Annotated in this window: 23 protein-coding genes; 15 read left to right on the top strand and 8 right to left on the bottom strand. The window is 63.0% G+C overall.

What is annotated here, in order from left to right:
* Positions 1 to 198: 198 nt before the first annotated feature.
* Complete coding sequence (locus tag USDA257_RS28070) at positions 199 to 609, top strand: DUF2794 domain-containing protein (RefSeq protein WP_080605852.1); 411 nt, start codon at positions 199 to 201, stop codon at positions 607 to 609.
* Between the two features lie 150 nt (positions 610 to 759).
* Here the strand turns inward: USDA257_RS28070 and USDA257_RS28065 are convergent, their stop codons facing one another.
* From USDA257_RS28065 to USDA257_RS28050, 4 genes are all read right to left on the bottom strand, one after another.
* Complete coding sequence (locus USDA257_RS28065; RefSeq protein ID WP_014766365.1) at positions 760 to 1,317, bottom strand: GNAT family N-acetyltransferase; 558 nt, start codon at positions 1,315 to 1,317, stop codon at positions 760 to 762.
* 117 nt (positions 1,318 to 1,434) lie between these two features.
* Positions 1,435 to 2,172 carry a Bax inhibitor-1/YccA family protein gene (locus tag USDA257_RS28060; protein WP_014766364.1) on the bottom strand — a complete coding sequence of 246 codons (738 nt, stop codon included), beginning with the start codon at positions 2,170 to 2,172 and terminating at the stop codon, positions 1,435 to 1,437.
* 212 nt (positions 2,173 to 2,384) lie between these two features.
* Positions 2,385 to 4,940 (bottom strand): ABC transporter permease, encoded by a 2,556-nt coding sequence (locus USDA257_RS28055; protein ID WP_014766362.1) that lies wholly within the window; start codon positions 4,938 to 4,940, stop codon positions 2,385 to 2,387.
* Positions 4,937 to 5,662: an ABC transporter ATP-binding protein gene (locus USDA257_RS28050; protein ID WP_014766361.1), complete on the bottom strand. Its 726-nt coding sequence runs from the start codon at positions 5,660 to 5,662 to the stop codon at positions 4,937 to 4,939. The genes USDA257_RS28055 and USDA257_RS28050 overlap by 4 nt, the downstream gene beginning before the upstream one ends.
* 69 nt (positions 5,663 to 5,731) lie before the next feature.
* On the opposite strand from USDA257_RS28050, the gene USDA257_RS28045 reads away from it, so the two are divergent.
* A complete protein-coding gene (locus USDA257_RS28045; RefSeq protein ID WP_041414765.1) occupies positions 5,732 to 6,373 on the top strand; it encodes an arylesterase in 642 nt (213 codons plus the stop codon).
* Between the two features lie 111 nt (positions 6,374 to 6,484).
* On the top strand, positions 6,485 to 7,072 hold the full coding sequence (gene thpR, locus USDA257_RS28040) for an RNA 2',3'-cyclic phosphodiesterase (protein WP_014766359.1): 588 nt from the start codon (positions 6,485 to 6,487) through the stop codon (positions 7,070 to 7,072).
* On the opposite strand, the gene USDA257_RS28035 is transcribed toward thpR, so the two are convergent.
* Positions 7,012 to 7,485 (bottom strand): low molecular weight protein-tyrosine-phosphatase, encoded by a 474-nt coding sequence (locus USDA257_RS28035; RefSeq protein WP_041415674.1) that lies wholly within the window; start codon positions 7,483 to 7,485, stop codon positions 7,012 to 7,014. The genes thpR and USDA257_RS28035 overlap by 61 nt on opposite strands.
* A gap of 133 nt (positions 7,486 to 7,618) precedes the next feature.
* Here USDA257_RS28035 and USDA257_RS28030 point away from each other — a divergent pair, with 133 nt between their 5' ends.
* The 7 genes from USDA257_RS28030 to USDA257_RS28000 all read left to right on the top strand — a co-directional run bounded on the left by USDA257_RS28030 (position 7,619) and on the right by USDA257_RS28000 (position 13,782).
* Positions 7,619 to 7,936 (top strand): 4a-hydroxytetrahydrobiopterin dehydratase, encoded by a 318-nt coding sequence (locus USDA257_RS28030; RefSeq protein ID WP_041414763.1) that lies wholly within the window; start codon positions 7,619 to 7,621, stop codon positions 7,934 to 7,936.
* Between the two features lie 49 nt (positions 7,937 to 7,985).
* On the top strand, positions 7,986 to 8,363 hold the full coding sequence (locus USDA257_RS28025) for a YkvA family protein (protein ID WP_014766357.1): 378 nt from the start codon (positions 7,986 to 7,988) through the stop codon (positions 8,361 to 8,363).
* A gap of 405 nt (positions 8,364 to 8,768) precedes the next feature.
* The gene (locus tag USDA257_RS28020) at positions 8,769 to 9,275 is read left to right on the top strand and encodes an invasion associated locus B family protein (RefSeq protein ID WP_014766356.1); all 507 of its coding nucleotides are present in this window, start codon (positions 8,769 to 8,771) and stop codon (positions 9,273 to 9,275) included.
* 237 nt (positions 9,276 to 9,512) lie between these two features.
* Positions 9,513 to 10,748 carry a 23S rRNA (adenine(2503)-C(2))-methyltransferase RlmN gene (gene rlmN, locus USDA257_RS28015; RefSeq protein WP_014766355.1) on the top strand — a complete coding sequence of 412 codons (1,236 nt, stop codon included), beginning with the start codon at positions 9,513 to 9,515 and terminating at the stop codon, positions 10,746 to 10,748.
* A 238-nt stretch (positions 10,749 to 10,986) separates the two neighbouring features.
* The gene (locus USDA257_RS28010) at positions 10,987 to 11,940 is read left to right on the top strand and encodes an ABC transporter substrate-binding protein (protein WP_014766354.1); all 954 of its coding nucleotides are present in this window, start codon (positions 10,987 to 10,989) and stop codon (positions 11,938 to 11,940) included.
* Positions 11,941 to 12,112: 172 nt separating this feature from the next.
* Entirely contained in the window at positions 12,113 to 12,991 is an 879-nt protein-coding gene (locus USDA257_RS28005; protein WP_014766353.1) for an ABC transporter permease, read from the top strand.
* Positions 12,988 to 13,782 (top strand): ABC transporter ATP-binding protein, encoded by a 795-nt coding sequence (locus USDA257_RS28000; RefSeq protein ID WP_014766352.1) that lies wholly within the window; start codon positions 12,988 to 12,990, stop codon positions 13,780 to 13,782. Before USDA257_RS28005 ends, USDA257_RS28000 begins: the two co-directional genes overlap by 4 nt.
* A 108-nt stretch (positions 13,783 to 13,890) precedes the next feature.
* Here the strand turns inward: USDA257_RS28000 and USDA257_RS27995 are convergent, their stop codons facing one another.
* Positions 13,891 to 14,532, bottom strand: a complete 642-nt coding sequence (locus tag USDA257_RS27995; RefSeq protein ID WP_014766351.1) for a LysE family translocator — start codon at positions 14,530 to 14,532, stop codon at positions 13,891 to 13,893.
* A gap of 171 nt (positions 14,533 to 14,703) precedes the next feature.
* On the opposite strand from USDA257_RS27995, the gene USDA257_RS27990 reads away from it, so the two are divergent.
* Positions 14,704 to 15,921, top strand: a complete 1,218-nt coding sequence (locus USDA257_RS27990; RefSeq protein WP_014766350.1) for an argininosuccinate synthase — start codon at positions 14,704 to 14,706, stop codon at positions 15,919 to 15,921.
* 59 nt (positions 15,922 to 15,980) lie between these two features.
* On the opposite strand, the gene USDA257_RS27985 is transcribed toward USDA257_RS27990, so the two are convergent.
* On the bottom strand, positions 15,981 to 17,219 hold the full coding sequence (locus USDA257_RS27985) for a multidrug effflux MFS transporter (protein WP_014766349.1): 1,239 nt from the start codon (positions 17,217 to 17,219) through the stop codon (positions 15,981 to 15,983).
* Positions 17,216 to 17,695, bottom strand: coding sequence for a MarR family winged helix-turn-helix transcriptional regulator (locus USDA257_RS27980; RefSeq protein WP_014766348.1), 480 nt, complete (start codon positions 17,693 to 17,695; stop codon positions 17,216 to 17,218). The genes USDA257_RS27985 and USDA257_RS27980 overlap by 4 nt, the downstream gene beginning before the upstream one ends.
* Positions 17,696 to 18,378: 683 nt before the next feature.
* On the opposite strand from USDA257_RS27980, the gene USDA257_RS27975 reads away from it, so the two are divergent.
* The 4 genes from USDA257_RS27975 (at position 18,379) to USDA257_RS27960 (ending at position 23,525) form a co-directional block, all read left to right on the top strand.
* On the top strand, positions 18,379 to 21,363 hold the full coding sequence (locus tag USDA257_RS27975; protein WP_041414760.1) for a helicase-related protein: 2,985 nt from the start codon (positions 18,379 to 18,381) through the stop codon (positions 21,361 to 21,363).
* Positions 21,364 to 21,370: 7 nt separating this feature from the next.
* Complete coding sequence (locus USDA257_RS27970; protein WP_014766345.1) at positions 21,371 to 21,781, top strand: RNA-binding S4 domain-containing protein; 411 nt, start codon at positions 21,371 to 21,373, stop codon at positions 21,779 to 21,781.
* A gap of 431 nt (positions 21,782 to 22,212) precedes the next feature.
* Positions 22,213 to 22,551, top strand: coding sequence for a ferredoxin FdxA (gene fdxA / locus USDA257_RS27965; protein WP_012709747.1), 339 nt, complete (start codon positions 22,213 to 22,215; stop codon positions 22,549 to 22,551).
* A gap of 404 nt (positions 22,552 to 22,955) precedes the next feature.
* Positions 22,956 to 23,525: a CarD family transcriptional regulator gene (locus tag USDA257_RS27960; protein WP_014766344.1), complete on the top strand. Its 570-nt coding sequence runs from the start codon at positions 22,956 to 22,958 to the stop codon at positions 23,523 to 23,525.
* Positions 23,526 to 23,631: the final 106 nt, after the last annotated feature.

Below are 23,631 nucleotides of genomic sequence, written 5' to 3'. Positions count from 1 at the left end.
CGCAGCATGACGACCTGTCCGGACACACGGTGGCAACGACTCTGTCCGGCAGCGGTCGGAGTTTTGCGGTGAATTGGGGCGGCGATTTGACTGAATTGCGGCAAGGGCAAGAATTGCCCGCCTTACCAACAGCTTCCGGCTTGCATTTCGTCTCTCGTCAGGCACACTGTCATGGTCCTGACACATCAGAGGGCCGTATTGCTGATGACAGATGAATCGGATTTGCCGGAGGGCGAAACGCGTCACCAGGGCCAGACCACATCCAATGTGGTCGTCGATTTTCATGAATACAAGCAAGCCAAGAATCCACCGCCCGTCACCTTCCACCGGCGTGAGCTGGACCTGATTCTCAGACTCTACGGCCGCATGGTCGGCGAGGGCGAATGGCGCGACTATGCGATCGATCATTTGAAGGACCGTGCCGTTTTCTCGGTGTTCAAACGCGCCGGGGAGGTCCCGCTCTACCGGATCGAAAAGAACCCGAAGCTTGCCGCCAAGCAGGGCACCTACAGCGTTCTGAACGCCCAGGGCACAATCTTGAAGCGCGGCCATGAGCTCACCCAGGTCCTCAAGGTCTTCAACAAGGTGCTGAAGCTCGTCGAGACGTGAGGCGAGTTTCTACGACGTCGTTCCCGTGCTGCCCCTCATTCGGCCTGCCGGCGACCTTCACCCCGCAAGCGGGGCGAAGTGACAGCGCGCTACGCTCACGTCCCCTCCCCCACGTGCGAGAGAGGGCCAGGCTGAGGGGCGATCCTAACGTCAGCTGCGATAGAGCGTATCCGGGTAGACGCCCTCGGCGGGCAGGGTGTCCGTTCCTTTGCCGAGCGGGAGCTGCATGATCGCGGTATCCAGCCAGCGCCCATGCTTGAAGCCAGTCGCCTTCATCAACCCCTGCTGCTCGAAGCCGAGGGCGGCGTGAAGCGCGATGGAGGAAGGGTGTGCACCGCCGATCACGGCCACCATCTGGCGGAAGCCGAGTGTCGTGCAGCGCTGGACCAACTCCTTGAGCAGGGCCTTGCCAATGCCTTTGCCGCGCGCTTCCGGCGCCAGATAGATGGAGTCCTCGACCAGGAACCGATACGCGGCGCGCGTGCGGAATGCCGAAGCATAGGCGTAGCCGAGGACCGCGCCGCGTTCGTCCACGGCCACGACATAGGGGTAGCCGTTGCCGGTGATCGTGGTGAAGCGCAGCGCCATCTCCGCCTCGGAAGGCGGCGCCACCTCATAGGTCGCTACGCCGTTCAGGACGGATTCGCTGTAGATCTCGGTGATCGCCGGAAGATCGGTGGCGACGGCGTCGCGCAGCGTGAAGGTCATGGTCGGTTTTCGTCGTTACGATTACCGCAGCATTCGCATGAAGCGGCCGGATCGATCAAGATTCCGGGCAACAAAAAAGGCGGCCGGAGCCGCCTTCTTCGTCAATTCAGGTCCTGACTACTCGTTCTTGTTGCCCATGAACTGCAGCAGGAACATGAACAGGTTGATGAAGTCGAGGTAGAGGGTCAGCGCGCCCATGATGGCCTTGCGGCCGGCAACCGCGACGTCATCGGCCTCAAAGTACATTTCCTTGATCTTCTGGGTGTCATAGGCGGTCAGGCCAGCGAAGACCAGAACACCGATGACGGAGATCGCGAAGCCAAGGGCCGACGAGGCAAGGAAGATGTTGACGATCGACGCGATGATCAGGCCGAAAAGGCCCATGATCAGGAACGTGCCGAAGCCAGACAGGTCCTTCTTCGTCGTGTAGCCGTAAAGCGAGAGCGCCCCGAACGAGGCGGCCGTCACGAAGAACGTCTGCACGATGCTCTGCCCGGTGAAGACCAGGAAGATCGAGGACAACGAAAGGCCCATCAGCGCAGCGTAGATCCAGAACGTCGCCTGTGCGGCGGAAACACTCATGGAGTTGATGCGGAAGCTCATGAAGAAGACCAACGCCAAAGGCGCCAGCATCACGACCCACTTCAGCGGCGAGGCGTAGATGAGCTGGGCGAATGCCGGATTGGAGACGGCAAGCGCGTAGGTCCCGTAAGCTGCCACGCCGGTGATCGCCAGCCCCAGGGCCATCAGGTTGTAGACCTTCAGCATATATGCGCGAAGGCCTTCATCGATCACGGCACCCGCCTGAGCGCCGGCGGGCGACATTCGGGTTTGATAATTTCTGAGATCAGCCATTGTTTCCTCTTTAAGCCCCGGTTGGAATTACGGTGTCGGGCCGCAAGGGGTCTGTACCAGCTCACGCCCAGGCGCCGCTGCGGGGCTCCAGCATGCCTGTGGACAAATATGATGATGAAAGCCGCGCCGCACAAGACCCGAGCCGGCCCGAATCGCGCAAAGCCGGGCGTTTGGGCGATCAAACAAGGGTGATTTACGGTTAATCGCGACCGCTACAGTTCGCGCAGCACCGGAGCGGCCTTCTGGCCGAGGATGCGCCAGGTTCCGGCAAGACCCATGCCGACGGTTACGACGAGGGCGGCGGCGACCGTGGCGACGGCCACGTCCGGCAGGAAACTCGAGGGCAGCGTCATGACGCGACTGACGACGAACCAAGCCGCAACGCCGCCGGCCAGCAGCGCGAAAACGGCGGTGGCCAGGCCAAGAATGAAGTATTCGTAACTGAAGGCACGGATCAGCGTTCCCCGCGTGGCGCCGAGAGTCTTCAGCACCACCGCGTCGTGAATGCGGGCCCGGTTTCCGGCAGCGAGCGCGCCGGCGAGAACCAGCACCGAGGCGATCAGCGCCACGGCAGCGGCGGCGCGGATTGCCGTTGCGAGTTGCCCAAGCAGCGTGTTGACGATGTCGAGCGCGTCCTTGACGCGGACGCTGGTAATCGTCGGATAGGCGTTGGTGACGGATTTCAGCACCGTCGCTTCCTCGGCCGCCGTAGCATCCGGGTCGATGATCGTCGCCAGCCAGGCATGCGGCGCGCCCGCGAAGGTGTTGGGCGAGAAGACCATGACGAAATTGATCGAAAGAGATTCCCACTCGACATTGCGGAAATTGGCGATCCGGGCGGTGATGTTGCGGCCGAGCACGTTGACCGTGACCGTGTCGCCAATCTTCAGGCCAAGTTCGCCGGCCTCTTCCGCCGAGAAGGAGACGAGCGGCTCGCCGGTGTAGTCCGCCGGCCACCAGGCGCCCTCGGTGAGCGTCGAATTCTCCGGCTTGTTCTTCGCATAGGTGATGCCGCGGTCGCCGCGCAGGACCCATTGCCCGCCGGGCGGCACGGTGCGGCTGTTGACGTCCTGACCGTTCAAAGCGACGATGCGGCCGCGCAGCATCGGCACCTCGATGATCTTGCCTTTCGGCATCGCCTCGCCCAGCACCGAGCGGAAGCCGTCGATCTCGTGGCCCTGGATGTCGACGAAGAAGAAATTGGGCGCGCGGTCCGACATGTCGCCGGTCAGTTCGCGTCGCAGATTGCCGTCGATCAGCGCGAGAGTCACCAGCAGAGCCAGGCCCAACCCAAGCGACAGGACGACCGATGGCGTCAGTGCGCCGGGGCGGTGGATGTTGCCGATGGCCAGCCGAAGGGCCGGCGAGTGGACGCGTGGGCTGCGTCGCGCCAGCCAGCCGATGAGGAAAGCCACGGCGCGCAGGACGATGAAGGCGAAGGCGATCGCGCCGAGGAAGATCAGCGAGATGTAGCGGTCATAGGCCGTCCCGACGGCGAGACCGGCGAGCGCCGCAAGGCAGATCAGCGCCCCCGCGAGATAGGGCCAGGCGGGAAAACCGCTCGGCTCGAAACCCTGCTGGCGAAAGAGCGCGGTGGCCGAAACGCGACGTGCCCGGCCGAGCGGCAGGACCGCAAAGGCAAGCGCCGTCAGGAATCCGAACAGCGCCGCAAGACCAAGCGCCGAGGGAAAGAGCTCGAAGGACGTCGAAACCGGCAGCATGTCGGCCAAAAATTGCGCCGCCACGAATGGGATCAATGCACCGAGGAGGAGGCCGATGGCGATGCCGATCGACGCGATCATCAGGATCTGCGCCAAGTAGATCGTCGCCACCAGCGAGGCCGGCGCCCCGAGGCATTTGAAGGTGGCGATGACGCCACGCTTGCCGTCGAGATAGGACCGTACCGCATTGCCGACGCCGACGCCGCCGACGATCAGCGCCGTCAGCCCGACAAGCGTCAGGAACTGCGAGAAGCGGGTGATGTTGGCGTTGAGCGACGGAGCGGCATTGCTGCTGGTGCGGATCGACCAGCCGGCCGCCGGAAAGCGGGTCTGCGCTTCCGTGCGGGCCAAAGCGACGCGCGAAGGGTCGGCAAGCTTGATCTTGTAGCTGTGCTCGACGAGGCTGCCGGTCTGCACCAGGCCGGACGCGGCGAGCGCCTCGGCCGACACCATCAGCCGCGGTGCGAAGCCGAAACCGTCCGACAGCGCATCGGGCTCGCGGATGATCGTGGCATTGACGCGCATCCGCGCGTTGCCGAGCAGGATCTCGGTTCCCGGAGCGATGCCGAGGCGTTCAAGGAGCAAGGGCGCGGCAATGGCGCCATAGATGTTGCCCTGCTTCGCAAGGAGTTCGGCAAGCGGCCTGGCCGGCTCGCTTTCGAGCACGCCATAAAGCGGATAGGCGCCGTCGACGGCCTTCAATTCCACCAGCGCCGGGTTCGATCCGTCCGGAAGCCGCGCCATGGAACGCAGCCCCGCGGCCGCCGAAACGTGGCCGAGCCCGTCGAGGAAGCCGCGCTCCTCAGGCGTCGCGACGCGGTTGTTGAGCTCGAAGCGAATATCGCCGGCAAGGATTTCCTGGCCCCGCGAAGCGATCGTCGCGCTGATCGACTGCGATAGCGAGTTGACGCCGGCGATCGCCGCCGTGCCGAGCGCGATGCAGGCGAGGAAGATATAGAAACCCTTGAGACCGCCGCGCATCTCCCGAAGCGCCAGGCGTAGGGCGAGGAGCGGGCGAAGGCGGCGGATGGCTGTGGCCGCGCTCATGCGGATGCGGCCTCCTGGCGGGTCGCTTCGGCCAGAGGCGCGGCCTCGGCACCGGAGACGATTTCGCCCGAGCGGACCCGCACCTGCCTCGAGCAGCGCCCGGCGAGGGCGGCGTCATGGGTGACGAGAATGAGTGTCATGCCGCGCTCGCGCTGCTCGGCAAAGAGCAGATCGGTGATCTGCCGGCCCGTCTCGGCGTCGAGATTGCCGGTGGGCTCGTCGGCGATGAGAAGTTTCGGCGATGGCGCCAGCGCCCGGGCGATCGCCACGCGTTGCTGCTCCCCGCCGGAAAGCTGCCCCGGATAATGCGTCAGCCGCTCGCCGAGCCCGACGGCGACGAGCTCCCGCCGCGCGACGTCGAAGGCGTTGCGAACATTGGCAAGCTCCAGGGGCACCGCGACATTTTCGAGCGCGGTCATGTTGGGGATGAGATGAAAGGACTGAAAGACGATGCCGATATTGCGGCCACGGAAATCGGCGATCTCGTCCTCGTTCATGCGGTGCAGCGCCGTGCCGTCGATGGCGATCTCGCCGCCGTCGAGCCGCTCCAGGCCGGCCATGACCATCAGCAGGGTGGACTTACCCGAACCGGACGGCCCGACGATGCCGACCGACTCGCCGGCGTTGACGGTAAGGCTCACGTCCTTCAGCACATGCACCGAGGCCGCTGCCTCTCCAAGGGTCAGGTCCGCATTTTTCAGTTCGATGATGGTTTTTGCCACGCGGAACGACCCTATATGAAAGACAATGGAATGACCAAAAAGATTGCTTGCCGATTTAGGAACGAACTTATGCGATTGAAAGATTTTCTCCCGTTTTTCTTGAGCCTGGCAATGACAATCGCGTTATCGGCGCCAAGCCGTGCCGAAAGCCTGAAGCTCGTCGGCTTCGGCGACAGCCTGATGGCCGGCTACCAGCTTCCGCCGGAGGATGCCTTTCCCGCCCGGCTCGAGAAGGCCCTGAAAGCCAAGGGGCTCGACATCACGATCGCCAATGCGGGCGTGTCGGGCGACACGACGTCGGGCGGTCTCGCCCGTATAGACTGGTCGGTGCCGGACGGAACGAAGGGCGTAATCCTCGAACTCGGCGCCAATGACGCGCTGCGCGGCATTCCGCCCGAGGAAACCCGCAAGAACCTGGAAGCCATGCTCGCGCGGTTCGAGGAGCGTGGTATCGCCGTGCTGCTCGTCGGCATGATGGCGCCGCCAAACATGGGTGCCGACTACGCGGCGCGCTTCAATTCGATTTATTCCGACCTGGCGAGGGAACACAACCTTGCCTTCTACCCTTTCTTTCTCGACGGCGTCGTGACCAAGGCGGGGCTGCAACTTGAAGACGGCATGCATCCGAACGGCGACGGCATCGCCGTGATGGTAGAGCGTTTTCTTTCGACGGCCGAGCAATTCGTCAGGTCGCTTCAGAAAGGAGAATGAGGGACATCACAATTAAGCAGTTGTTAATTTCTGAACCTGCCAAATAATGGTTGCGTGCAGAGTTGATGCGTGATTCGCTAAGACATCTGCAAGAGATTCGGGGAGCTCGCCATGCCGAGACTATTCACCGCCCTCGAAATTCCGCGTAATGCAGCAATGAGTCTTTCGCTGCTGCGCGGAGGTCTTCCCGGAGCTCGATGGATAGATGTGGAGAACTACCACATCACCCTGCGTTTCATCGGCGACGTCGACTGGCGCACCGCCAATGAAATCATCGACTGGCTCGACCGCATCGAACGGCCCGAATTCCAATTGCAACTGACGGGCACCGGCGCCTTCGGCTCGAAGAAGCCGCATTCGGTCTGGGCCGGCGTCAGCAACAATCCCGACATGTTCGCGCTGCAGGCGGAAATCGAGCGCATCTGCCAGCGTCTCGGCCTGCCGCCGGATCCGCGCAAGTTCACGCCGCACGTGACGCTGGCGCGACTACGCGCCTCACGTGTCGACGACGTGGTCGAATATCTATCAGGGCGCGGCAATTTCATGACCGCGCCCTTTATCGTTCCGCGCTTCGTGCTCCTTTCTTCACGCGACTCCGTCGGCGGCGGACCCTATCTGACGGAAGAGGTGTTTCCGCTTCAGGAAGGGCGCACAAGCTTCGCAAGCAGCGAGGAACAGCCGGCTTCCAGCGTCTGGTAGAGCGCCTCGAAGGCATCCGCCGTCTCGTAATAGGGGTCCGGAACGTCGTCGTTCCGGCCCGCGGCAAACTTCATGAACAGATGCACCTTGTGCATCGTTTCCAGCGAGGCGAGCCTCTGCAGCTCGGCGACGTTGCGGCGGTCCATGCCGAGGATCAGGTCGAAGTCGGCAAGATCGACCGTGGCGATCTGACGGCCGCGCAGATCGGTAATGTCGATGCCGTGGGCCTTGGCGGCCTCGATCGAGCGCCGATCGGGCAGGTGGCCGATATGCCAGGCGCCTAGGCCGGCGGAATCGACCGAGACCGCCTCGCCATAGCCGGCGCGGCGCGCAAGCGCACGCATGACGCCCTCGGCCAGGGGCGATTGGCAGATATTGCCCAGACAAACGAAGAGAATTCTGACGGGTTTCATGATATCCATTGGGTACTTAGAGTATGCATGTCGCATCCCAGAACCGCCGCACGCTTTTGGGATGCGCATGCAATTAGCGCTGCCGTGCGCCCACGCGGCATGGTTAGACCGAATAGGCCAGGGAGAAAACCGCATGAGGCCCGAAAAGCTCGATGCCGAAGCCATCGCCGAACATCTGCACAGGATGGAAGGCTGGGTTCTCGCCGAGGACGGAGCCTCGATCTGGAAGGCATTCCGATTCCGGAATTTCGCCGACGCCTTCAGTTTCATGACGCAATGCGCCCTTGCGGCGGAGAAGCTCAACCACCATCCGGAGTGGTTCAACGTCTACAACAAGGTGGATGTCACGCTTTCGACACATGATGCCAGCGGGTTGACGGAACTCGACTTCAAGCTGGCGGCGAAAATGGACCAGGCGGCCGCCGGCCGGATGCCGGACCATTTGAAATAGCGCTCCGCCCATACCATATCGGGCTGCGGTGCAAAGCGGAACGGACGCGATGGACGACATCAAGATCGGTGAAATTCTTCTTCCCGGCGAGGAATCCGAACAGGAGCGCCGTGAACGCAAGGTGCGCCGCGGCTTCTGGCCGACCTTCCGCCGGGCGGTTCGCCAGATCCCCTTCAGCCGCGATCTCGTCGCCGCCTATTATTGCGCTGTGGACCCGCAGACGCCGACGCGGACCCGCGGCATATTGCTTGCGGCGCTGGCCTATTTCGTCCTGCCGCTCGATTTCGTGCCCGACGTGCTCGCCGCCGTCGGCTTCTCCGACGACATCGCCGTGCTGACGGCTGCCTTTGCGGCGATCAGCGGCCAGATCAAGGAAACGCACTATCGCAAGGCCGACGAGACGATTGGCGACCGGCCCGATGAATAGCGGCGCCGCCCAGCGGTGAGGTCGCCGCATTGCCGCCCGCAAAGACAAACTCTTGCCCGATTCTTTGTGACATAGATTCCGGAAACGTGACGGCTGTCGGCAGAAGAGGCAGCAGAACGGCGCGTCCGACGAGATTTGAGACAGGATAACCACCGGCCACGGCCCTCCAGTACCGACGTTCGACCGAACCGGCAGATCCGCACACGAGAGAACCGCGATGCCCGAGAATGGCCAAGGCTGTACGGGCGACGATCGGCCCGCCTTCGGGGAGCAGGCGACGTCATCGCGGCATTCGTTGACGGATTGGTAACCTGAATTAAGTCAAAATATATTCAAATCGTCTCTACGCGTTGCCCGTGTGAGCCTGGTTCGGGCAATCGCAAGCTAGGAAATCGGCAGGAACACATGTTTGCAAGAAAGATCGCAACCGCAATCGCACTCGTACTGGCGGCAGCCGGCGTGGCTTCCGCGCAATCGCCGACGCGAATCCAGCAATTCAATGCCTGGGGCGCATACTCCTACCAGGCCGGCGGGGGCGGCAAGGTCTGCTACGTTCTCTCCATCCCCAAGGAGAAGACCCCTGCCGGTGTCGACCACGGCGACATCTTCTTCCTCGTCTCGCAACGTCCGGGGCAGAACATCAGCTATGAGCCGCAGGCGATGATGGGTTATCAGCTGCAGGACAATTCCAAGGTCAACGTTGTTATCGACGGACGCACCTTCGTGATGTTCACCAAGGGCAATTCTGCCTGGGTGGAAAATGCCGCGGAAGAGCCGGCGCTTGTCGCGGCGATGAAATCGGGCAAGGACATGTCGGTCAACGCCAAGTCCCGCAAAGGCACGGCAACCTCCTACTCCTATTCGCTCTCCGGCATTTCGGCTGCGTTGAAGCAGATCGAGGCCTGCAAGTAAGCCGCGCCGGCCTGTTGTTGATTGCAAAGGCCGGCCACCGCGCCGGCCTTTTTGCGTTCCGGGTGAAGCGCTCATGGTGACTCGCCGACGAAAGAATGCTAAAGCGCCGGCAAATTCGGAGCCCCGCGCCCCCGTCGAGCGCGCGTCGAGGCTCACCAGATTTCAATTCGAGCACTGGGAAATAGTCCGGAATCGTTCTCCGGACGCCTCTTTGCTGTACGACAGGACATCGAGAGCATGGCAGCCACCGAGATCTTGAACAGGGCGGAGATCGTCAAGGCGCCGCAGGTGCGGCCTGCGCCGCAGTCGGAAAAGCCGTCGCTGATCGGCCTGTTGCGCGAGGACATGGCCACACTGCTGGTCGAAAAAGGCGTGCCGGAGCGACAGGTCAAGATGCGGGTGAGCCAGCTCTGGCACTGGCTCTATGTGCGCGGCGTCTCGGACTTCGACCAGATGTCGAACGTCTCCAAGGACATGCGTGAAATGCTCAAGGAGCATTTCACCATCGCCCGGCCGGAGATCGTCGAGGAACAGGTTTCAGGCGACGGCACGCGCAAGTGGCTGCTGCGCTTTCCGCCGCGCGGCGCCGGCCGGCCCGTGGAGATCGAGACCGTCTATATCCCTGAGGAAGGCCGCGGCACGCTCTGCATCTCAAGCCAGGTCGGCTGCACGCTCACCTGTTCCTTCTGCCACACCGGCACGCAGAAGCTGGTGCGCAATCTGACGGCCGAGGAAATCCTCTCGCAGCTTCTGCTCGCGCGCGACCGGCTCGGCGACTTCCCGGAGCGCGACACGCCGCAGGGCGCGATCGTCCCGGCCGAGGGCCGCAAAATCACCAACGTCGTGATGATGGGCATGGGCGAGCCGCTCTACAATTTCGAGAACGTCAAGACGGCGCTTCTGATCGCCTCGGACGGCGATGGGCTGTCGCTGTCGAAGCGGCGCATCACGCTCTCGACTTCGGGGATCGTACCGGAGATCTATCGCACCGGCGAAGAAATCGGCGTCATGCTGGCCATCTCGCTGCACGCCGTCAATGACGAGTTGCGCGACATGCTGGTGCCGATCAACAAGAAATATCCGCTGAAGGAGCTGATGGACGCCTGCCGCGCCTATCCCGGGCTTTCCAACGCGCGCCGCATCACCTTCGAATATGTGATGCTGAAGGACGTCAACGACAGCCTGCAAGATGCCAAGGAACTGGTGAAGCTCTTGAAGGGGATCCCGGCGAAGATCAACCTCATCCCCTTCAATCCCTGGCCCGGCACCAACTATCAGTGTTCCGACTGGGAGCAGATCGAGGCTTTCGCCGATTTCATCAACCAGGCCGGCTATGCCTCGCCGATCCGCACCCCCCGCGGCCGCGACATCCTGGCCGCCTGCGGCCAGCTGAAGTCGGAATCGGAGCGCATGCGCAAGGTCGACCGGCTCGCCTTCGAGGCGATGATGATCGCCAATCACGGCGAGGATTGAGACGGCTCAATTTGTTCCGTCCGCGTGCCGTCACCTTCTCCCCGCATGCGGGGAGAAGGCGATCCCGATCCTGATCTAGGTGGGCCGCTATCCCATCGATGAAGAAAATTGATGGGTGAAGCATTTCCCATCGATTGATTTCATCCACTCCGATGCCTAAGAAAGCGGCAATTCATCCTGAGCAGGTTCACGACGCGGCTAGCCGTTAATTCCCGCTCGTCAAAATCGGAGGACACCCATGCGTTCACTTCTCATCGCGCTTGCCGCCACCGCCGCCATTGCCTTGCCGGCGCGCGCCGACGAGGTGACGGTCGCGGTCACCGCGATCGTCGAGCATCCGGCTCTTGATGCCGCGCGCGACGGAGTCAAGGACGCGCTTGCCGCCGCCGGCTACAAAGAAGGCGAGAACCTGAAATTCATCTACGAGTCGGCGCAGGGCAATCCCGCCACCGCGGCGCAGATCGCCCGGCAATTTGCCGGCGAGGCACCGAACGTGATCGTGCCGATCTCGACGCCGTCGGCGCAGGCCGTCGTTTCCTCGACGCGCGACATTCCGGTGGTGTTTACCGCCGTTTCCGATCCGCTCGGCGCCCAGCTCGTCAAGGACATGGAAAAGCCTGGCGGCAACGTCACCGGCCTCTCCGACATGTCGCCGGTTGCTGAACACGTGGCGCTGATCAAGGAAATCCTGCCGAATGCGAAGTCTATCGGCTATCTCTACAATTCCGGCGAGGCGAACTCCGTTTCGCTACTCGCCGCCCTGAAGTCCGAAGCCGAAAAGGCGGGCCTCACCGTCGTCGAGTCCGCCGCGACGAAATCGGCCGAAGTGCAGGGTGCCGCCCGCGCCCTCGTGGGCCGCGCCGATGCGATCTATGTCCCGACCGACAACACGATCATCTCCGCGCTCGAAGGCGCCGTGGCCGTTGCCGCGGAAAGCAAGCTGCCGCTCTTCACTGCCGATACGGACTCCGTCTCGCGCGGCTCGATTGCCGCCCTCGGCTTCAACTACTACGACGTCGGCAAGCAGACCGGCGAAGTGGTCGTGCGCGTTCTCAAGGGCGAAAATCCGGGCGACATCGCCGTCAAGGTTGCCGCCGGCAGCGATCTCGTGATCAACAAGGGCGCCGCTGCCAAGATGGGCGTGACCCTGCCGGAAAGCGTCCTCGGCCGCGCGACCCGTGTGATCGAGTAACAGCGCCCGCTAGGGGTCGCTTTTATTGCCTAACTGCCGCCCCCGTATCATACGGGGGCGGTTCACTTATCGAGCGGAATGAAATTGCCGGCCTTCCGCCGGCATCCTGTTCAAATTCAGAAGGTCACGTTCCGCATGAAGTGCGGAGCGCCTGAGAAGAGGACTACCGGCGTTGAGTCAAATTGCTTTCTGGGGAGCCGTGGAACTGGGGCTCGTCTATGCGTTCGTCGCCGTCGGCGTCTTTCTCGCTTTCCGGGTGCTCGACTTTCCCGACCTCACGGTCGACGGATCCTTTCCGCTCGGCGCGGCGGTGACTGCGGTGCTGATCATCGCCGGGGTCAATCCATGGCTGGCCGCGTCCGTCGCGATGGTTGCTGGTGCGGCGGCAGGGATGGTAACGGCGCTCCTGAACGTGCGGTTCAAGATCCTGAACCTGCTTGCCTCAATCCTGACGATGATCGCGCTCTTCTCCGTCAATCTCAGGGTAATGGGCAAGCCGAACGTGGCGCTGATCAATGCCGACACGATGCTGTCGCCCTTCTACGGGCTCGGCCTCAGGGATTTCTACATGCGGCCGCTCTTCGTCGGCATCCTGGTGGTCCTCGCCGTCGTTCTCGTCTGGCGCTTCCTCGAAAGCGATGCGGGCTTGGCGATGCGGGCGACCGGCGCGAATGCCCGCATGGCGCGGGCGCAAGGGGTCGACACCAGCCGTCAGATTTACATCGGCATGGCAATTTCCAACGCGCTCGTTGCCTTAGGCGGCGCCCTCTTCGCCCAGACCAACGGCTTTGCCGACGTGACCTCGGGTGTCGGGACGATTGTCGTGGGCCTCGCCGCGGTGATCATCGGCGAGACGCTTCTCGGCGCCCGCGGCATTCTGCTGGCGCTCGTCGGCTGCGTGCTCGGATCGATCCTATATCGCATCGCCATTCAGGTGGCGCTGTCGACCGATACGCTCGGCCTACAGGCCTCCGACCTCAATTTCGTGACCGCCGTGCTCGTCACCGTGGCGCTCGTCCTGCCCCGCCTGCGCCGTGGAGGTGCCGCATGATCAACCTCGAGACCATCCAGGTCGTCTTCGGCAAGGGCACGCCGTTGCAGAAACAGGCGCTGAACGGTGTCACCCTGACGATCGAGCAAGGCGCCTTCGTGACCGTAATCGGCTCGAACGGCGCCGGCAAATCGACGTTGCTCGGCGTCCTCGCCGGCGACGTGCTGTCCAGCGGCGGCCGCGTGACGATCGGTAAGACCGACGTGACGCGCAAGGGCACGGCCGCCCGCGCCGGTCTCGTTGCGCGGGTCTTCCAGGACCCGCTCGCCGGCAGTTGCGGCGCGCTTTCGATCGAGGAAAACCTGGCGCTTGCCGCCAGGCGCGGTGAGGGCCGGGGGCTCACGCCGGCCCTCGGACCGAAGCGCCGCGAGCATTTCCGCGAGCGCATCGCCGAGCTCAATCTCGGTCTCGAGAACCGCATGCGCGACCGCATGGATCTCCTCTCTGGCGGTCAGCGCCAGGCCGTCTCGCTGGTGATGGCGACGCTCGCCGGTTCCGAAGTGCTGCTGCTCGACGAACACACCGCAGCGCTCGATCCGGGCATGGCCGAGTTCATCATGAACCTCACGCAGAAGATCGTTTCCGGACGCAAGCTGACAACGCTGATGGTCACCCATTCGATGCGCCAGGCGCTCGATTTCGGTCATCGCACCATCATGCTGCACGGCGGCGAGATCGTGCTCGACGTCGCCGGCGACAGCCGCAAGACGCTGCAGGTGGAAGACTTGATTGCCATGTTCCGCCGCATCCGCGGCCAGACGCTCGACGACGATGCGCTGCTGATCGGTTGATCGGCGACCGCTACTGGATGTTTCCTTTCGATTTAAGGATATAAACATGCAGCAAATCAACGTGCTACAGCGACCCTTGTGCGTCTGAAAAGACGCGCGGCGCTGTAGTCAGCGCGACTGCGTCAGGAAGATCTTGACGGCGAAAATGGAAAAGACCCCGGCGAAGCTGTAGTCGATCGCCCGCATCACCCGCTTGTTGCGCTGCAGCCAGGCCGCTAGCCAGTCGGCGGCGAGCACGACCAGCGCGTTGACCGGCATGCCGATGGCGATGAAGAAGAAACCGAGGAACAGGAGCTTGCCGGTCACTGCCGGATCGTCGGCGCTGACGAACTGCGGCAGGAAGGTCATGAAGAAGATCACGACTTTCGGATTGAGGATGTTGACCGAAAAGCCGGTTGCGATATTGGACAGCGCCGAGCCCCTTGTCTCCGTGACCTTCGTCACCGACAGGCTCGACCCGTAGCGGATCGCCTGGATCGCCAGCCACAGGAGATAGGCGGCACCGCCCGTCTTCAAGACCAGGAAGGCGGTCGGCGAGGCGGTGATCAGCGCCGAGATGCCGAAGGCGACCAGCAGCGTGTGGACGACGATTCCGAGGCCGGTACCGACCACCACGAAGAGCGCGGCCTTCTTGCCCTGTGCCAGCGCGCGGCTGATCGAAAGCGTCATGTCCGGTCCCGGCGTTGCGGCCAGAAGCAGGCTGGCGGCGGCAAAGGCGAGGAGGGTCGGCAGGCTGGGCACGAAATCCATGGCATTTTTCCCGGTCGGTGATCCCTGCTGATACCGCCGGGCACGCACTTTGGCCAGCGGATTCGTGCGCACGACGCTGGTTCCGCTTGTATCGCTTCGAGTTCTAGCTAAAGTGCCGCAGATTTTTTGCACGGCGGCATCGCCGCTTTTGAGAGCAGACGGACAGACATCATGGCATCGCACAAAGACGTGAAGAAGGTCGTACTCGCCTATTCCGGCGGTCTCGACACCTCGATCATCCTCAAATGGCTGCAGACGGAGCTGGGCGCCGAAGTGGTGACCTTCACCGCCGATCTCGGCCAGGGCGAGGAGTTGGAGCCGGCCCGCAAGAAGGCCGAGATGCTCGGCATCAAGGAGATCTACATCGAGGACGTCCGCGAGGAATTCGTCAAGGACTTCGTCTTCCCGATGTTCCGCGCCAATGCGGTCTATGAAGGCGTCTACCTGCTCGGCACCTCGATCGCCCGTCCGCTGATCTCCAAGCACCTGATCGACATCGCCAGGAAGACCGGCGCCGACGCGATCGCCCACGGCGCGACCGGCAAGGGCAATGACCAGGTCCGCTTCGAGCTCTCGGCTTACGCGCTGAACCCCGACATCAAGATCATCGCCCCCTGGCGCGACTGGTCGTTCAAGAGCCGGACCGACCTTCTCGAATTCGCCGAGAAGCACCAGATCCCGGTCGCCAAGGACAAGAAGGGCGAGGCGCCCTTCTCCGTCGACGCCAACCTGCTGCACTCCTCCTCGGAAGGCAAGGTTCTGGAAGACCCGGCGCAGGAGGCTCCGGAATACGTGCACATGCGCACCATTTCTCCGGAGGCAGCGCCCGACCAGGCGACCGTCATCAAGGTCGGCTTCGAGCGCGGCGATGCGGTGTCGATCAACGGCGCGCGCCTGTCGCCCGCGACGCTGCTCGCCAAGCTCAACGACTATGGCCGTGACAACGGCATCGGCCGCCTCGATCTCGTCGAGAACCGCTTCGTCGGCATGAAGTCGCGCGGGGTCTACGAGACCCCCGGCGGCACGATCCTGCTGGCCGCCCACCGCGCCATCGAGAGCATCACGCTCGACCGCGGCGCCGCACATCTGAAGGACGAACTGATGCCGCGCTACGCGGAGCTCATCTATTACGGCTTCTGGTTCTCGCCGGAGCGCGAGATGCTGCAGGCGGCAATCGATAAGAGCCAGGAACATGTGGAAGGCGAAGTGACGCTGAAGCTCTACAAGGGCAATGTCATGGTCATCGGCCGCGAGAGCGACAAGTCGCTCTATTCGGACAAGCTCGTCACCTTCGAGGATGACCAGGGCGCCTACGACCAGAAGGACGCGGCCGGCTTCATCAAGCTCAACGCGCTGCGCCTGCGTACCCTCGCCGCGCGCAACCGCTAAAGGTCACCTGTTCAAGTAAAAGCCGCGGCGGAGCAATCTGCCGCGGTTTTTTGTCGCGGCTATTCCGCCGCCTCGCGCAGCGGCTCCTCGGCAGAGGCCGGCACCGTCAACGGGCGCAGGCGCACAGTCCGGCGGTACCAGAGGTAGCTCGCGATGGAGAGGAGGCCGAAGCCGGGGATGATCGTCCCGAGCGCCAGCGCCGGTGCGCCGACGAGGGCGGCCAGCGCGCCGCCGAGAAGGCCGGAACCCATCTGGATAAAGCCCATCACCGCCGACGCCGTGCCGGCGATCTGCGGGAAGGGCACCATCGCCGCGGTCATCATATAGGGCATGACGAAGGCGATGCCGAAAGCGTAGATGCCGATCGGAATCATCACCGAGAGAAAACTCGGGCTCAGCGCATGCATGGTGAAGGCAAGGACGAGGCTCGCCATGGCGATAAAAGAGAGGCCGGCGGGCACCAGCGCCTGCGGCGTAAAGCGCCGCATCAGGAGCCGCACCGTCACCGTGCCGGAAAAGAACAGGCCCGACTGCATCAACATGCCGACCCCGAACTCAGTCGGTGTCAGCCCAACCTCGCTGATCAGCACGAAGGGCAGCATGGTCGCCCAGGCATAGAGGGCCCCGACCGCGCCGGCGATCACCAGTGTCGTGGAGACGAAGCGGCTGTCCGCCAGCAGCTCGCGATAGGCGGCGAGGATTGGCTGCAGGTGCCCCTTGCTGCGGTCCGGCGTCACCGTCTCGACCATGAAGAACTGCACGCTGAAGCAGGCCATCAACGCGAAGCCGACCATCAGGAAGAAGATCGATTGCCAGCCGAAAAGGCCGAGCGCGATGCCGCCGAGCGTCGGCGACACCGCCGGACCGAGCGCCAGCATCATACCAATCATGTTCATGATGCGGGCAGCTGTGGTGCCGGTGAACTGGTCGCGCACGATGGCGCGGGCCACCGTCATGCCGACGGACGCGCCGATCCCCTGCACGAGCCGCCCGGCAAGCAGCACGGCGACGGAGGGCGCAAAGGCCGCCATCAGGCTGCCGGCGAGGTAGATCGCCATGAAGATCAGCGTCGCCGGTCGCCGGCCGATGACGTCGGAGAGCGTGCCGGAAACGAGCTGGGCGAAGGCGAAGCCGCCGAAATAGAGCGACAGCGTCATCTTGATCGCCGCTTCGCTGGAGGCGAAGGCGCGGACAAGCTCAGGCATCGCCGGCGTATAGAGCGCCATGGACACCGGCCCGAGCGCGACCAGGAAGGCACCGATGATGCTGGTGCGCCGCTCGCTCATCTTGAGCGTCATTCAGCCGTCCCTTTCTCCTTGCCGGCGAGGCAAGGATCGAGCCGACGAAGATTGTCACGCAGGATCCGGAGATTGCCGCGCAAGAGCTCCCGCCCCTCGTCGCCCAGGCTCTCGGTATAGGCATTCATCATCTCGCGAAGACCAGCCATCAGTTCGGAAAGCAGCGGATCGGCCTTGTCGGTGATCACGACGTTCTTGGCGCGCCGGTCGGCCGGATCGGGCATGCGCGCCACGAGCCCGAGCGCCTCGAGGCGATCGAGATAGGCCGAAAGCGTCATCGGCTCTATCCCCATGCGAGTGGCGATCTCCGCCTGCTTGATGTCCTCGGTCATGGCCACCTGCATCAGCGTGCGCGCTTCCCCGGGCGTAATCCCGAGCGCCATCGCATTGACCTTGCGGTCGAAGGCACCGCGCAGCAGGCGCGAGACATCGGTGAGCAGCAGTCCGATCGTGTCGGATTCGAGTCTTCGGGGCATCTGGATCGTTCACAGGAGGATAATAAGGTTTCCTTATCATATTCTCTCGGTCCGTTCAATGCGGGGGCCGTGCATGAGCGCGGCCAGTGCAGCGTCACGGGCTGATCGTCCAGAACATCTTCGGCGGTGATTCCGGGAGGAGTATCTAGATCTTGTGGTGAACAAATCGGGAAGCGCCACACCGCGGGTGCTTCTTCAGCGGCGGAGGCTCGACGCACTGGAAAGGCAAGGCACGATTCTTATTCCCGGAGTTCTCAGCTTCGAGCGCGAATCTTGGTCAGAATTTTCCAGCCATTCCAGACTCTTGGATTCGGAATCCTTTGCACCGATTCCACCGTTGGTGGATGGGGTTCGGGTCCTTAATCGTGGTGCGAGGCATGATTCGACGGTAGATTCAGTATGTGGTGCGAATCCGCATTCGGGAAACTATATATAGCCGTGAACATACAGTGAATCGGTGGGAGTCAGCGATTCGTCTCCGATTCGTTCCACCGCTGTTCCATAAGTCGATATTTGCGGGTAAAGCGAGCCCCAAGATATGGTCGGCGGCAGCCCGATGCTTTTAATTGCTCGCGCCCCCTTGCGTTCGGGCCTCTGCGTGGGCATCTGTTGCCCGCCGGGCTGCTGAGTAGCATCCTGGCTCTTTGAGACTGCCCGGGATCGATGACGTGTCCTTTCAATCCATGATCCTGAGCGGCCGCGGGGTGACCGCGGTGCTCGGACCCACCAATACCGGCAAGACGCATTATGCCATCGAGCGCATGGTCGCGCATGACAGCGGCGTCATCGGGCTGCCGCTGAGATTGCTTGCCCGCGAGGTCTATACCCGTCTGGTCGAGAAGGTCGGGCACCACAATGTCGCGCTGATCACCGGCGAGGAGAAGATCACGCCGCATCGCGCCCGCTACTCGGTCTGCACGGTCGAGGCGATGCCGCGCGAGACGACGGCGTCTTTCGTCGCAATCGACGAGGTGCAGCTCGCCGGCGACCTGGAACGCGGTCACATCTTCACCGACAGGCTCTTGCATCTGCGCGGCCGGGGAGAAACGCTCCTCCTCGGTGCGGCGACCATGCGGCCGATCCTCGAGTATTTGCTGCCAGGCATCACAGTGGTCGAACGGCCGCGCATGTCGCAGCTTCTCTATGCGGGCTCGAAGAAGATCACCCGGCTGCCGCATCGATCGGCGATCGTCGCCTTCTCGGCCGACGAGGTCTATGCCATCGGCGAGCTGATCCGGCGGCAACGCGGCGGCGCCGCGGTCGTTCTCGGGGCGCTTTCGCCGCGCACCCGCAACGCACAGGTGGCGCTCTACCAGGAAGGCGATGTCGATTACCTGGTGGCGACAGACGCGATCGGCATGGGGCTCAATCTCGACGTCGATCATGTCGCCTTCGCGCAGGACCGCAAGTTCGACGGTTACCAATACCGCAACCTCAATCCGGCGGAGCTTGCCCAGGTCGCCGGCCGCGCCGGCCGGCACGTCCGCGACGGCACTTTCGGCGTGACCGGTCGCGTCGATCCCTTCGAGGACGAGCTGGTGCACCGGATCGAATCGCATGAGTTCGATTCGGTCCGGGTGCTGCAATGGCGCTCCAAGGCCGTCGACTACTCTTCGCTGAAGGCGCTGAAGCACAGCCTCGAGGCGGCACCGGCTGTGTCCGGGCTGACGCGCGCCCTTCCGGCCGTCGACCAGCAGGCGCTTGAGCATTTGGCGCGCTATCCGGAAGTGATCGATGTCGCCACGACCTCGGAACGCGTCGAGAAGCTCTGGGAGGCCTGCGCGCTTCCCGACTACCGCCGCATCACGCCGGCGCAGCACGCCGACCTGATTGCGAGCATCTATGCCGATCTCGTCCGCCATGGCACGGTCAACGAGGACTTCATGGCCGAGCAGGTTCGCCGCGCCGATCATACGGATGGCGAGATTGACACACTTTCGGCGCGAATCGCGCAGATCAGGACTTGGACCTATGTGTCCAACCGGCCCGGGTGGCTTGCCGATCCGACACACTGGCAAGAAAAGACGCGGGAAATCGAAGATCGATTGTCCGACGCGTTACATGAAAGGTTGACGAAACGCTTCGTTGACCGCAGGACATCTGTGCTCATGAAGCGCCTGAGAGAGAATGCGATGCTTGAAGCAGAAATCAGTGTGAATGGTGATGTCTTCGTCGAAGGACACCACGTCGGTCAGCTAACCGGTTTCCGGTTCACGCTCGTCGCCGGCAGCGAGGGAACGGACGCCAGGGCCGTTCAGGGCGCCGCCCAGAAGGCGCTTGCGCTGGAGTTCGAGGCACGCGCCGCCCGTCTGCATGCGGCCGGCAACAACGATCTGGCGCTTTCGTCGGATGGGCTCGTGCGCTGGCTCGGCGATCCCGTGGCGCGGCTTGCGGCGAGCGATCACGTCATGCGCCCCCGCGTCATCCTGCTCGCCGACGAGCAGCTTCAAGCCAACGCCCGTGACCATGTCGTGGCGCGGATCGAGCGCTTCGTGAACCATCACATCAGCACGGTGCTGAAGCCGCTCGACGACATTTCGCGTGCCGAGGATCTCGAGGGCCTGGCCAAGGGTCTGGCCTTTCAGCTCGTCGAGAATCTCGGCGTGCTCTTCCGTCGCGATGTCGCCGAAGAGGTGAAGTCGCTCGATCAGGAAAGCCGTGCGTCGATCCGCAAATATGGCGTTCGTTTCGGCGCCTACCATATCTTCCTTCCGGCCCTCTTGAAGCCGGCGCCGGCAGAGCTGATCACGCTTCTCTGGGCGCTGAAGAACGACGGCCTGGACAAGCCCGGCCACGGCGAACTCATTCCGATGCTTGCCGCCGGCCGGACTTCGGTCGTGACCGATCCGTCCTTCGAGCGGACCTTCTACAAGCTCGCCGGATTCCGCTACCTCGGCAAGCGCGCCGTGCGGATCGACATCCTGGAACGTCTCGCGGACCTCATCCGCCCGCTCCTGCAATGGAAGCCGGGCATGACGCCGCGGCCCGAGGGGGCCTATGACGGCCGTCGCTTCACGGCGACGACGTCGATGCTGTCGATCCTCGGTGCGACGCCGGACGATATGGAAGAGATCCTCAAAGGTCTCGGCTATCGCGCCGACAGCGTGACCGCGGAGGAGGCGGCAGCCTTCCTGGCGAAGCAGGACGGCACGCCGGCAGAGGCGGGCGCGTCGTCGGAAGCTGCTGCCGAGCACGTTGAAGCCGACGCAGATGCGGCGGCGGAGCCTTCCGAGGGCGGCGATGCGGCGCCGGCGGAAAACGCTTCGGCAGAAGCCGCCCCGGCAGAAGCGAGCGGCGACGAAACGACTGCCGCGGAGCAACCGGAAGAGCCGGCCGAGCCGAAGCCGGTGCTCCTGTGGCGTCCCGGCACCCGCCAGGACAACCAGCGCGGCGGCCGCCAACAGGGCGATCAGCGCCGCGGCGGCCAACGTCAGGGCCAGGGCGAGGCCAGGGAAGGCGGCCGCAAGGGCGGCGCTCCGGCGCGCGCCAAGCCTCAGGACGGCAAGCCGGGCGGTCAGCGCAAGGAGCGCCAGGACCGTCATGAGCGTCACGAACGTCACGACCGGGGCGCCAAATTCGACAATCGCCCGCCGCGCAAGGAAAAGCCCATCGATCCGGATTCGCCCTTCGCGAAGCTCGCCGCGCTCAAGGAGCAACTGAAAAAGTAGGCGGATCATGGAGAAACAGCCACCGTCCTCGCCCGCAGCGCGCCAGCGGCTCGACAAGTGGCTGTTCTTCGCCCGGCTGATCAAGTCGCGATCGCTCGCCCAGAAGGCGATCGAGGCTGGCCAAGTGGCCGTCAATGGCGCGCGGGCGACGCAGCCGTCCGCGCAGGTCAAGGCGGGCGACACGCTGGAGCTCTCGCTCGAACGTCGCGACCTCGTCCTGCGGGTCCTGTTACCGGGAACCCGGCGGGGTCCCTATGAGGAGGCGCGGCTGCTCTACGAAGATCTGACACCGCCTGCACCCGTCGAGCGTCTGACGCCCTTCGAACAGGCGACGCGCGAGCGCGGCGCGGGGCGCCCGACCAAACGGCAGCGGCGTGAGACCGACCGCCTCAGGCCCGACGTCGACGACGACGATTAGGGCTCTTCTTGAAGCGCGGTTTTCGCGATCTCCCGAACTCCCGGATGCCGTCGCGGGTAGTGGCGGGCGCACTCTTGAACAGCTATCCGGCAAATTTAGCTGCTATCGATCCGATAGCGCGGCGATGCTGGAAAACTCTGCCCTTTTCGCGGCAAAACGCGAGTGGATTATTCTTGCAAAGGCTGCTCAAAGCCTTTAGGTCACAAGCCACATTACAGCGTCGTGCGCCGGTTCAGGCGCACAAAGGTCGCTGTAGGAATTTTGAAATGCTGCATGGTTTTATCCTTAAACCGGTGCCGATTTAAGGAACCATGCAGAGGTGGCACTTGTGGTTTGCTTCGGGCAGCTATGCGCGCCGGACATTCCTAGCATGCGCGGACGATGAAGCGTTGCCGTCTGCCATCAAATGTGAGCATTGGCTGGAGTACCTCATGACGTATGTCGTGACCGACAATTGCATTCGCTGCAAGTACACGGACTGTGTGGAAGTCTGCCCGGTGGATTGCTTCTATGAGGGCGAGAACTTTCTCGTCATCCATCCGGACGAGTGCATCGATTGCGGCGTATGCGAACCGGAATGTCCTGCCGGGGCGATCAAGCCGGATACCGAGCCGGGGCTCGATATGTGGCTGAAATTGAACGCTGATTTTGCGACCCAGTGGCCCAATATCACCGTCAAGCGCGATCCGCTTCCGGAAGCCAAGGAAATGGACGGCGTCGAAGGGAAATACGAGCAGTATTTCTCCGAGAAACCCGGCCAGGGCGACTGAAGCGTCGGCGACTCTGTTCGCCTCGGCTGACGCAGGCGAGAAAGGGCAAGACCGGAAATCTGGGGAAATCCTGTCGGTGCCTCGCAGGTGCGAGCATGGTGGCTTGATCGTTGCCATGCAGCAAATTATTGATTTCCGCTCTTTTTTGTGCTAGGTTCCGTACACTGATCCACAGAGGGTGCTTTTGCGCGCCCGAAAACCAGCACGAAAGCAAATCGATTTCCACGGCGCGGCACTTTCAAAATAGGCAACGTTCCGTTGCTCGTGACTGCGACGCAAGAAGCCTTTTGCATTTCGTGGACGGACCAGGATTGACCCCACCCGGCGGTATCCCCGTCTATCCGGGCCTCACGACCCGGCCCGGCCGATTGAGGCCGGTGCGCAATAGGGAGTGTTTGAAACGAATGACGACCCAGCAGAAAAAATCTTCAATGCGCCAAGGCTTCAAGACCGGTGAATCGATCGTTTATCCGGCTCATGGCGTTGGTCAGATCGTGGCGATTGAGGAGCAGGAAGTCGCCGGCATGAAGCTCGAGCTTTTTGTCATCGATTTCGAAAAAGACAAGATGCGTCTCAAGGTGCCGGTGGCCAAGGCAGTCAGCATCGGCATGCGCAAGCTGTCCGAGACCGATTTCGTCGATCGCGCATTGAAGGTTGTGCAGGGCAAGGCACGCGTGAAGCGGACCATGTGGTCGCGTCGCGCCCAGGAATACGATGCCAAGATCAATTCCGGCGACCTCATTTCCATCGCGGAAGTGGTGCGCGATCTCTATCGTGCGGAAAACCAGCCGGAACAGTCCTATTCCGAGCGCCAGCTCTATGAAGCCGCTCTCGATCGCATGGCGCGCGAAATCGCTGCCGTGAACAAGATGTCGGAAACAGAAGCCGTGCGTCTCGTCGAAGCCAATCTGAACAAGGGGCCGAAGCGCGGCAAGGCCATCGAAGAAGACGATACGCAGGACGAAGCCGCCTAAGATCGGCAGCGACGCACTGCAAGCAGCATTCACAAGTTTGATCAAGGCCCGGTCTTAGCGCCGGGCCTTTTTCTTGCGCCGACCTCCTGAGCCGACACCGCGCGGG

Source organism: Sinorhizobium fredii USDA 257, assembly GCF_000265205.3.
Lineage (GTDB): Bacteria > Pseudomonadota > Alphaproteobacteria > Rhizobiales > Rhizobiaceae > Sinorhizobium > Sinorhizobium fredii_B.
The sequence above is the reverse complement of the archived record's forward strand: the minus strand, read 5'-3'. Positions and strand labels throughout refer to the sequence as shown.

What these genes read in the sequence shown, in the direction of transcription:
- USDA257_RS28065 (WP_014766365.1), bottom strand. Translation starts at nt 1,317, where the DNA reads ATGACCTTCACGCTGCGCGACGCCGTCGCCACCGATCTTCCGGCGATC.
- USDA257_RS28060 (WP_014766364.1), bottom strand. Translation starts at nt 2,172, where the DNA reads ATGGCTGATCTCAGAAATTATCAAACCCGAATGTCGCCCGCCGGCGCT.
- USDA257_RS28055 (WP_014766362.1), bottom strand. Translation starts at nt 4,940, where the DNA reads ATGAGCGCGGCCACAGCCATCCGCCGCCTTCGCCCGCTCCTCGCCCTA.
- USDA257_RS28045 (WP_041414765.1), top strand. Translation starts at nt 5,732, where the DNA reads ATGCGATTGAAAGATTTTCTCCCGTTTTTCTTGAGCCTGGCAATGACA.
- thpR (WP_014766359.1), top strand. Translation starts at nt 6,485, where the DNA reads ATGCCGAGACTATTCACCGCCCTCGAAATTCCGCGTAATGCAGCAATG.
- USDA257_RS28035 (WP_041415674.1), bottom strand. Translation starts at nt 7,485, where the DNA reads ATGAAACCCGTCAGAATTCTCTTCGTTTGTCTGGGCAATATCTGCCAA.
- USDA257_RS28030 (WP_041414763.1), top strand. Translation starts at nt 7,619, where the DNA reads ATGAGGCCCGAAAAGCTCGATGCCGAAGCCATCGCCGAACATCTGCAC.
- USDA257_RS28025 (WP_014766357.1), top strand. Translation starts at nt 7,986, where the DNA reads ATGGACGACATCAAGATCGGTGAAATTCTTCTTCCCGGCGAGGAATCC.
- USDA257_RS28020 (WP_014766356.1), top strand. Translation starts at nt 8,769, where the DNA reads ATGTTTGCAAGAAAGATCGCAACCGCAATCGCACTCGTACTGGCGGCA.
- rlmN (WP_014766355.1), top strand. Translation starts at nt 9,513, where the DNA reads ATGGCAGCCACCGAGATCTTGAACAGGGCGGAGATCGTCAAGGCGCCG.
- USDA257_RS28010 (WP_014766354.1), top strand. Translation starts at nt 10,987, where the DNA reads ATGCGTTCACTTCTCATCGCGCTTGCCGCCACCGCCGCCATTGCCTTG.
- USDA257_RS28000 (WP_014766352.1), top strand. Translation starts at nt 12,988, where the DNA reads ATGATCAACCTCGAGACCATCCAGGTCGTCTTCGGCAAGGGCACGCCG.
- USDA257_RS27995 (WP_014766351.1), bottom strand. Translation starts at nt 14,532, where the DNA reads ATGGATTTCGTGCCCAGCCTGCCGACCCTCCTCGCCTTTGCCGCCGCC.
- USDA257_RS27990 (WP_014766350.1), top strand. Translation starts at nt 14,704, where the DNA reads ATGGCATCGCACAAAGACGTGAAGAAGGTCGTACTCGCCTATTCCGGC.
- USDA257_RS27985 (WP_014766349.1), bottom strand. Translation starts at nt 17,219, where the DNA reads ATGACGCTCAAGATGAGCGAGCGGCGCACCAGCATCATCGGTGCCTTC.
- USDA257_RS27980 (WP_014766348.1), bottom strand. Translation starts at nt 17,695, where the DNA reads ATGCCCCGAAGACTCGAATCCGACACGATCGGACTGCTGCTCACCGAT.
- USDA257_RS27975 (WP_041414760.1), top strand. Translation starts at nt 18,379, where the DNA reads ATGATCCTGAGCGGCCGCGGGGTGACCGCGGTGCTCGGACCCACCAAT.
- USDA257_RS27970 (WP_014766345.1), top strand. Translation starts at nt 21,371, where the DNA reads ATGGAGAAACAGCCACCGTCCTCGCCCGCAGCGCGCCAGCGGCTCGAC.
- fdxA (WP_012709747.1), top strand. Translation starts at nt 22,213, where the DNA reads ATGACGTATGTCGTGACCGACAATTGCATTCGCTGCAAGTACACGGAC.
- USDA257_RS27960 (WP_014766344.1), top strand. Translation starts at nt 22,956, where the DNA reads ATGACGACCCAGCAGAAAAAATCTTCAATGCGCCAAGGCTTCAAGACC.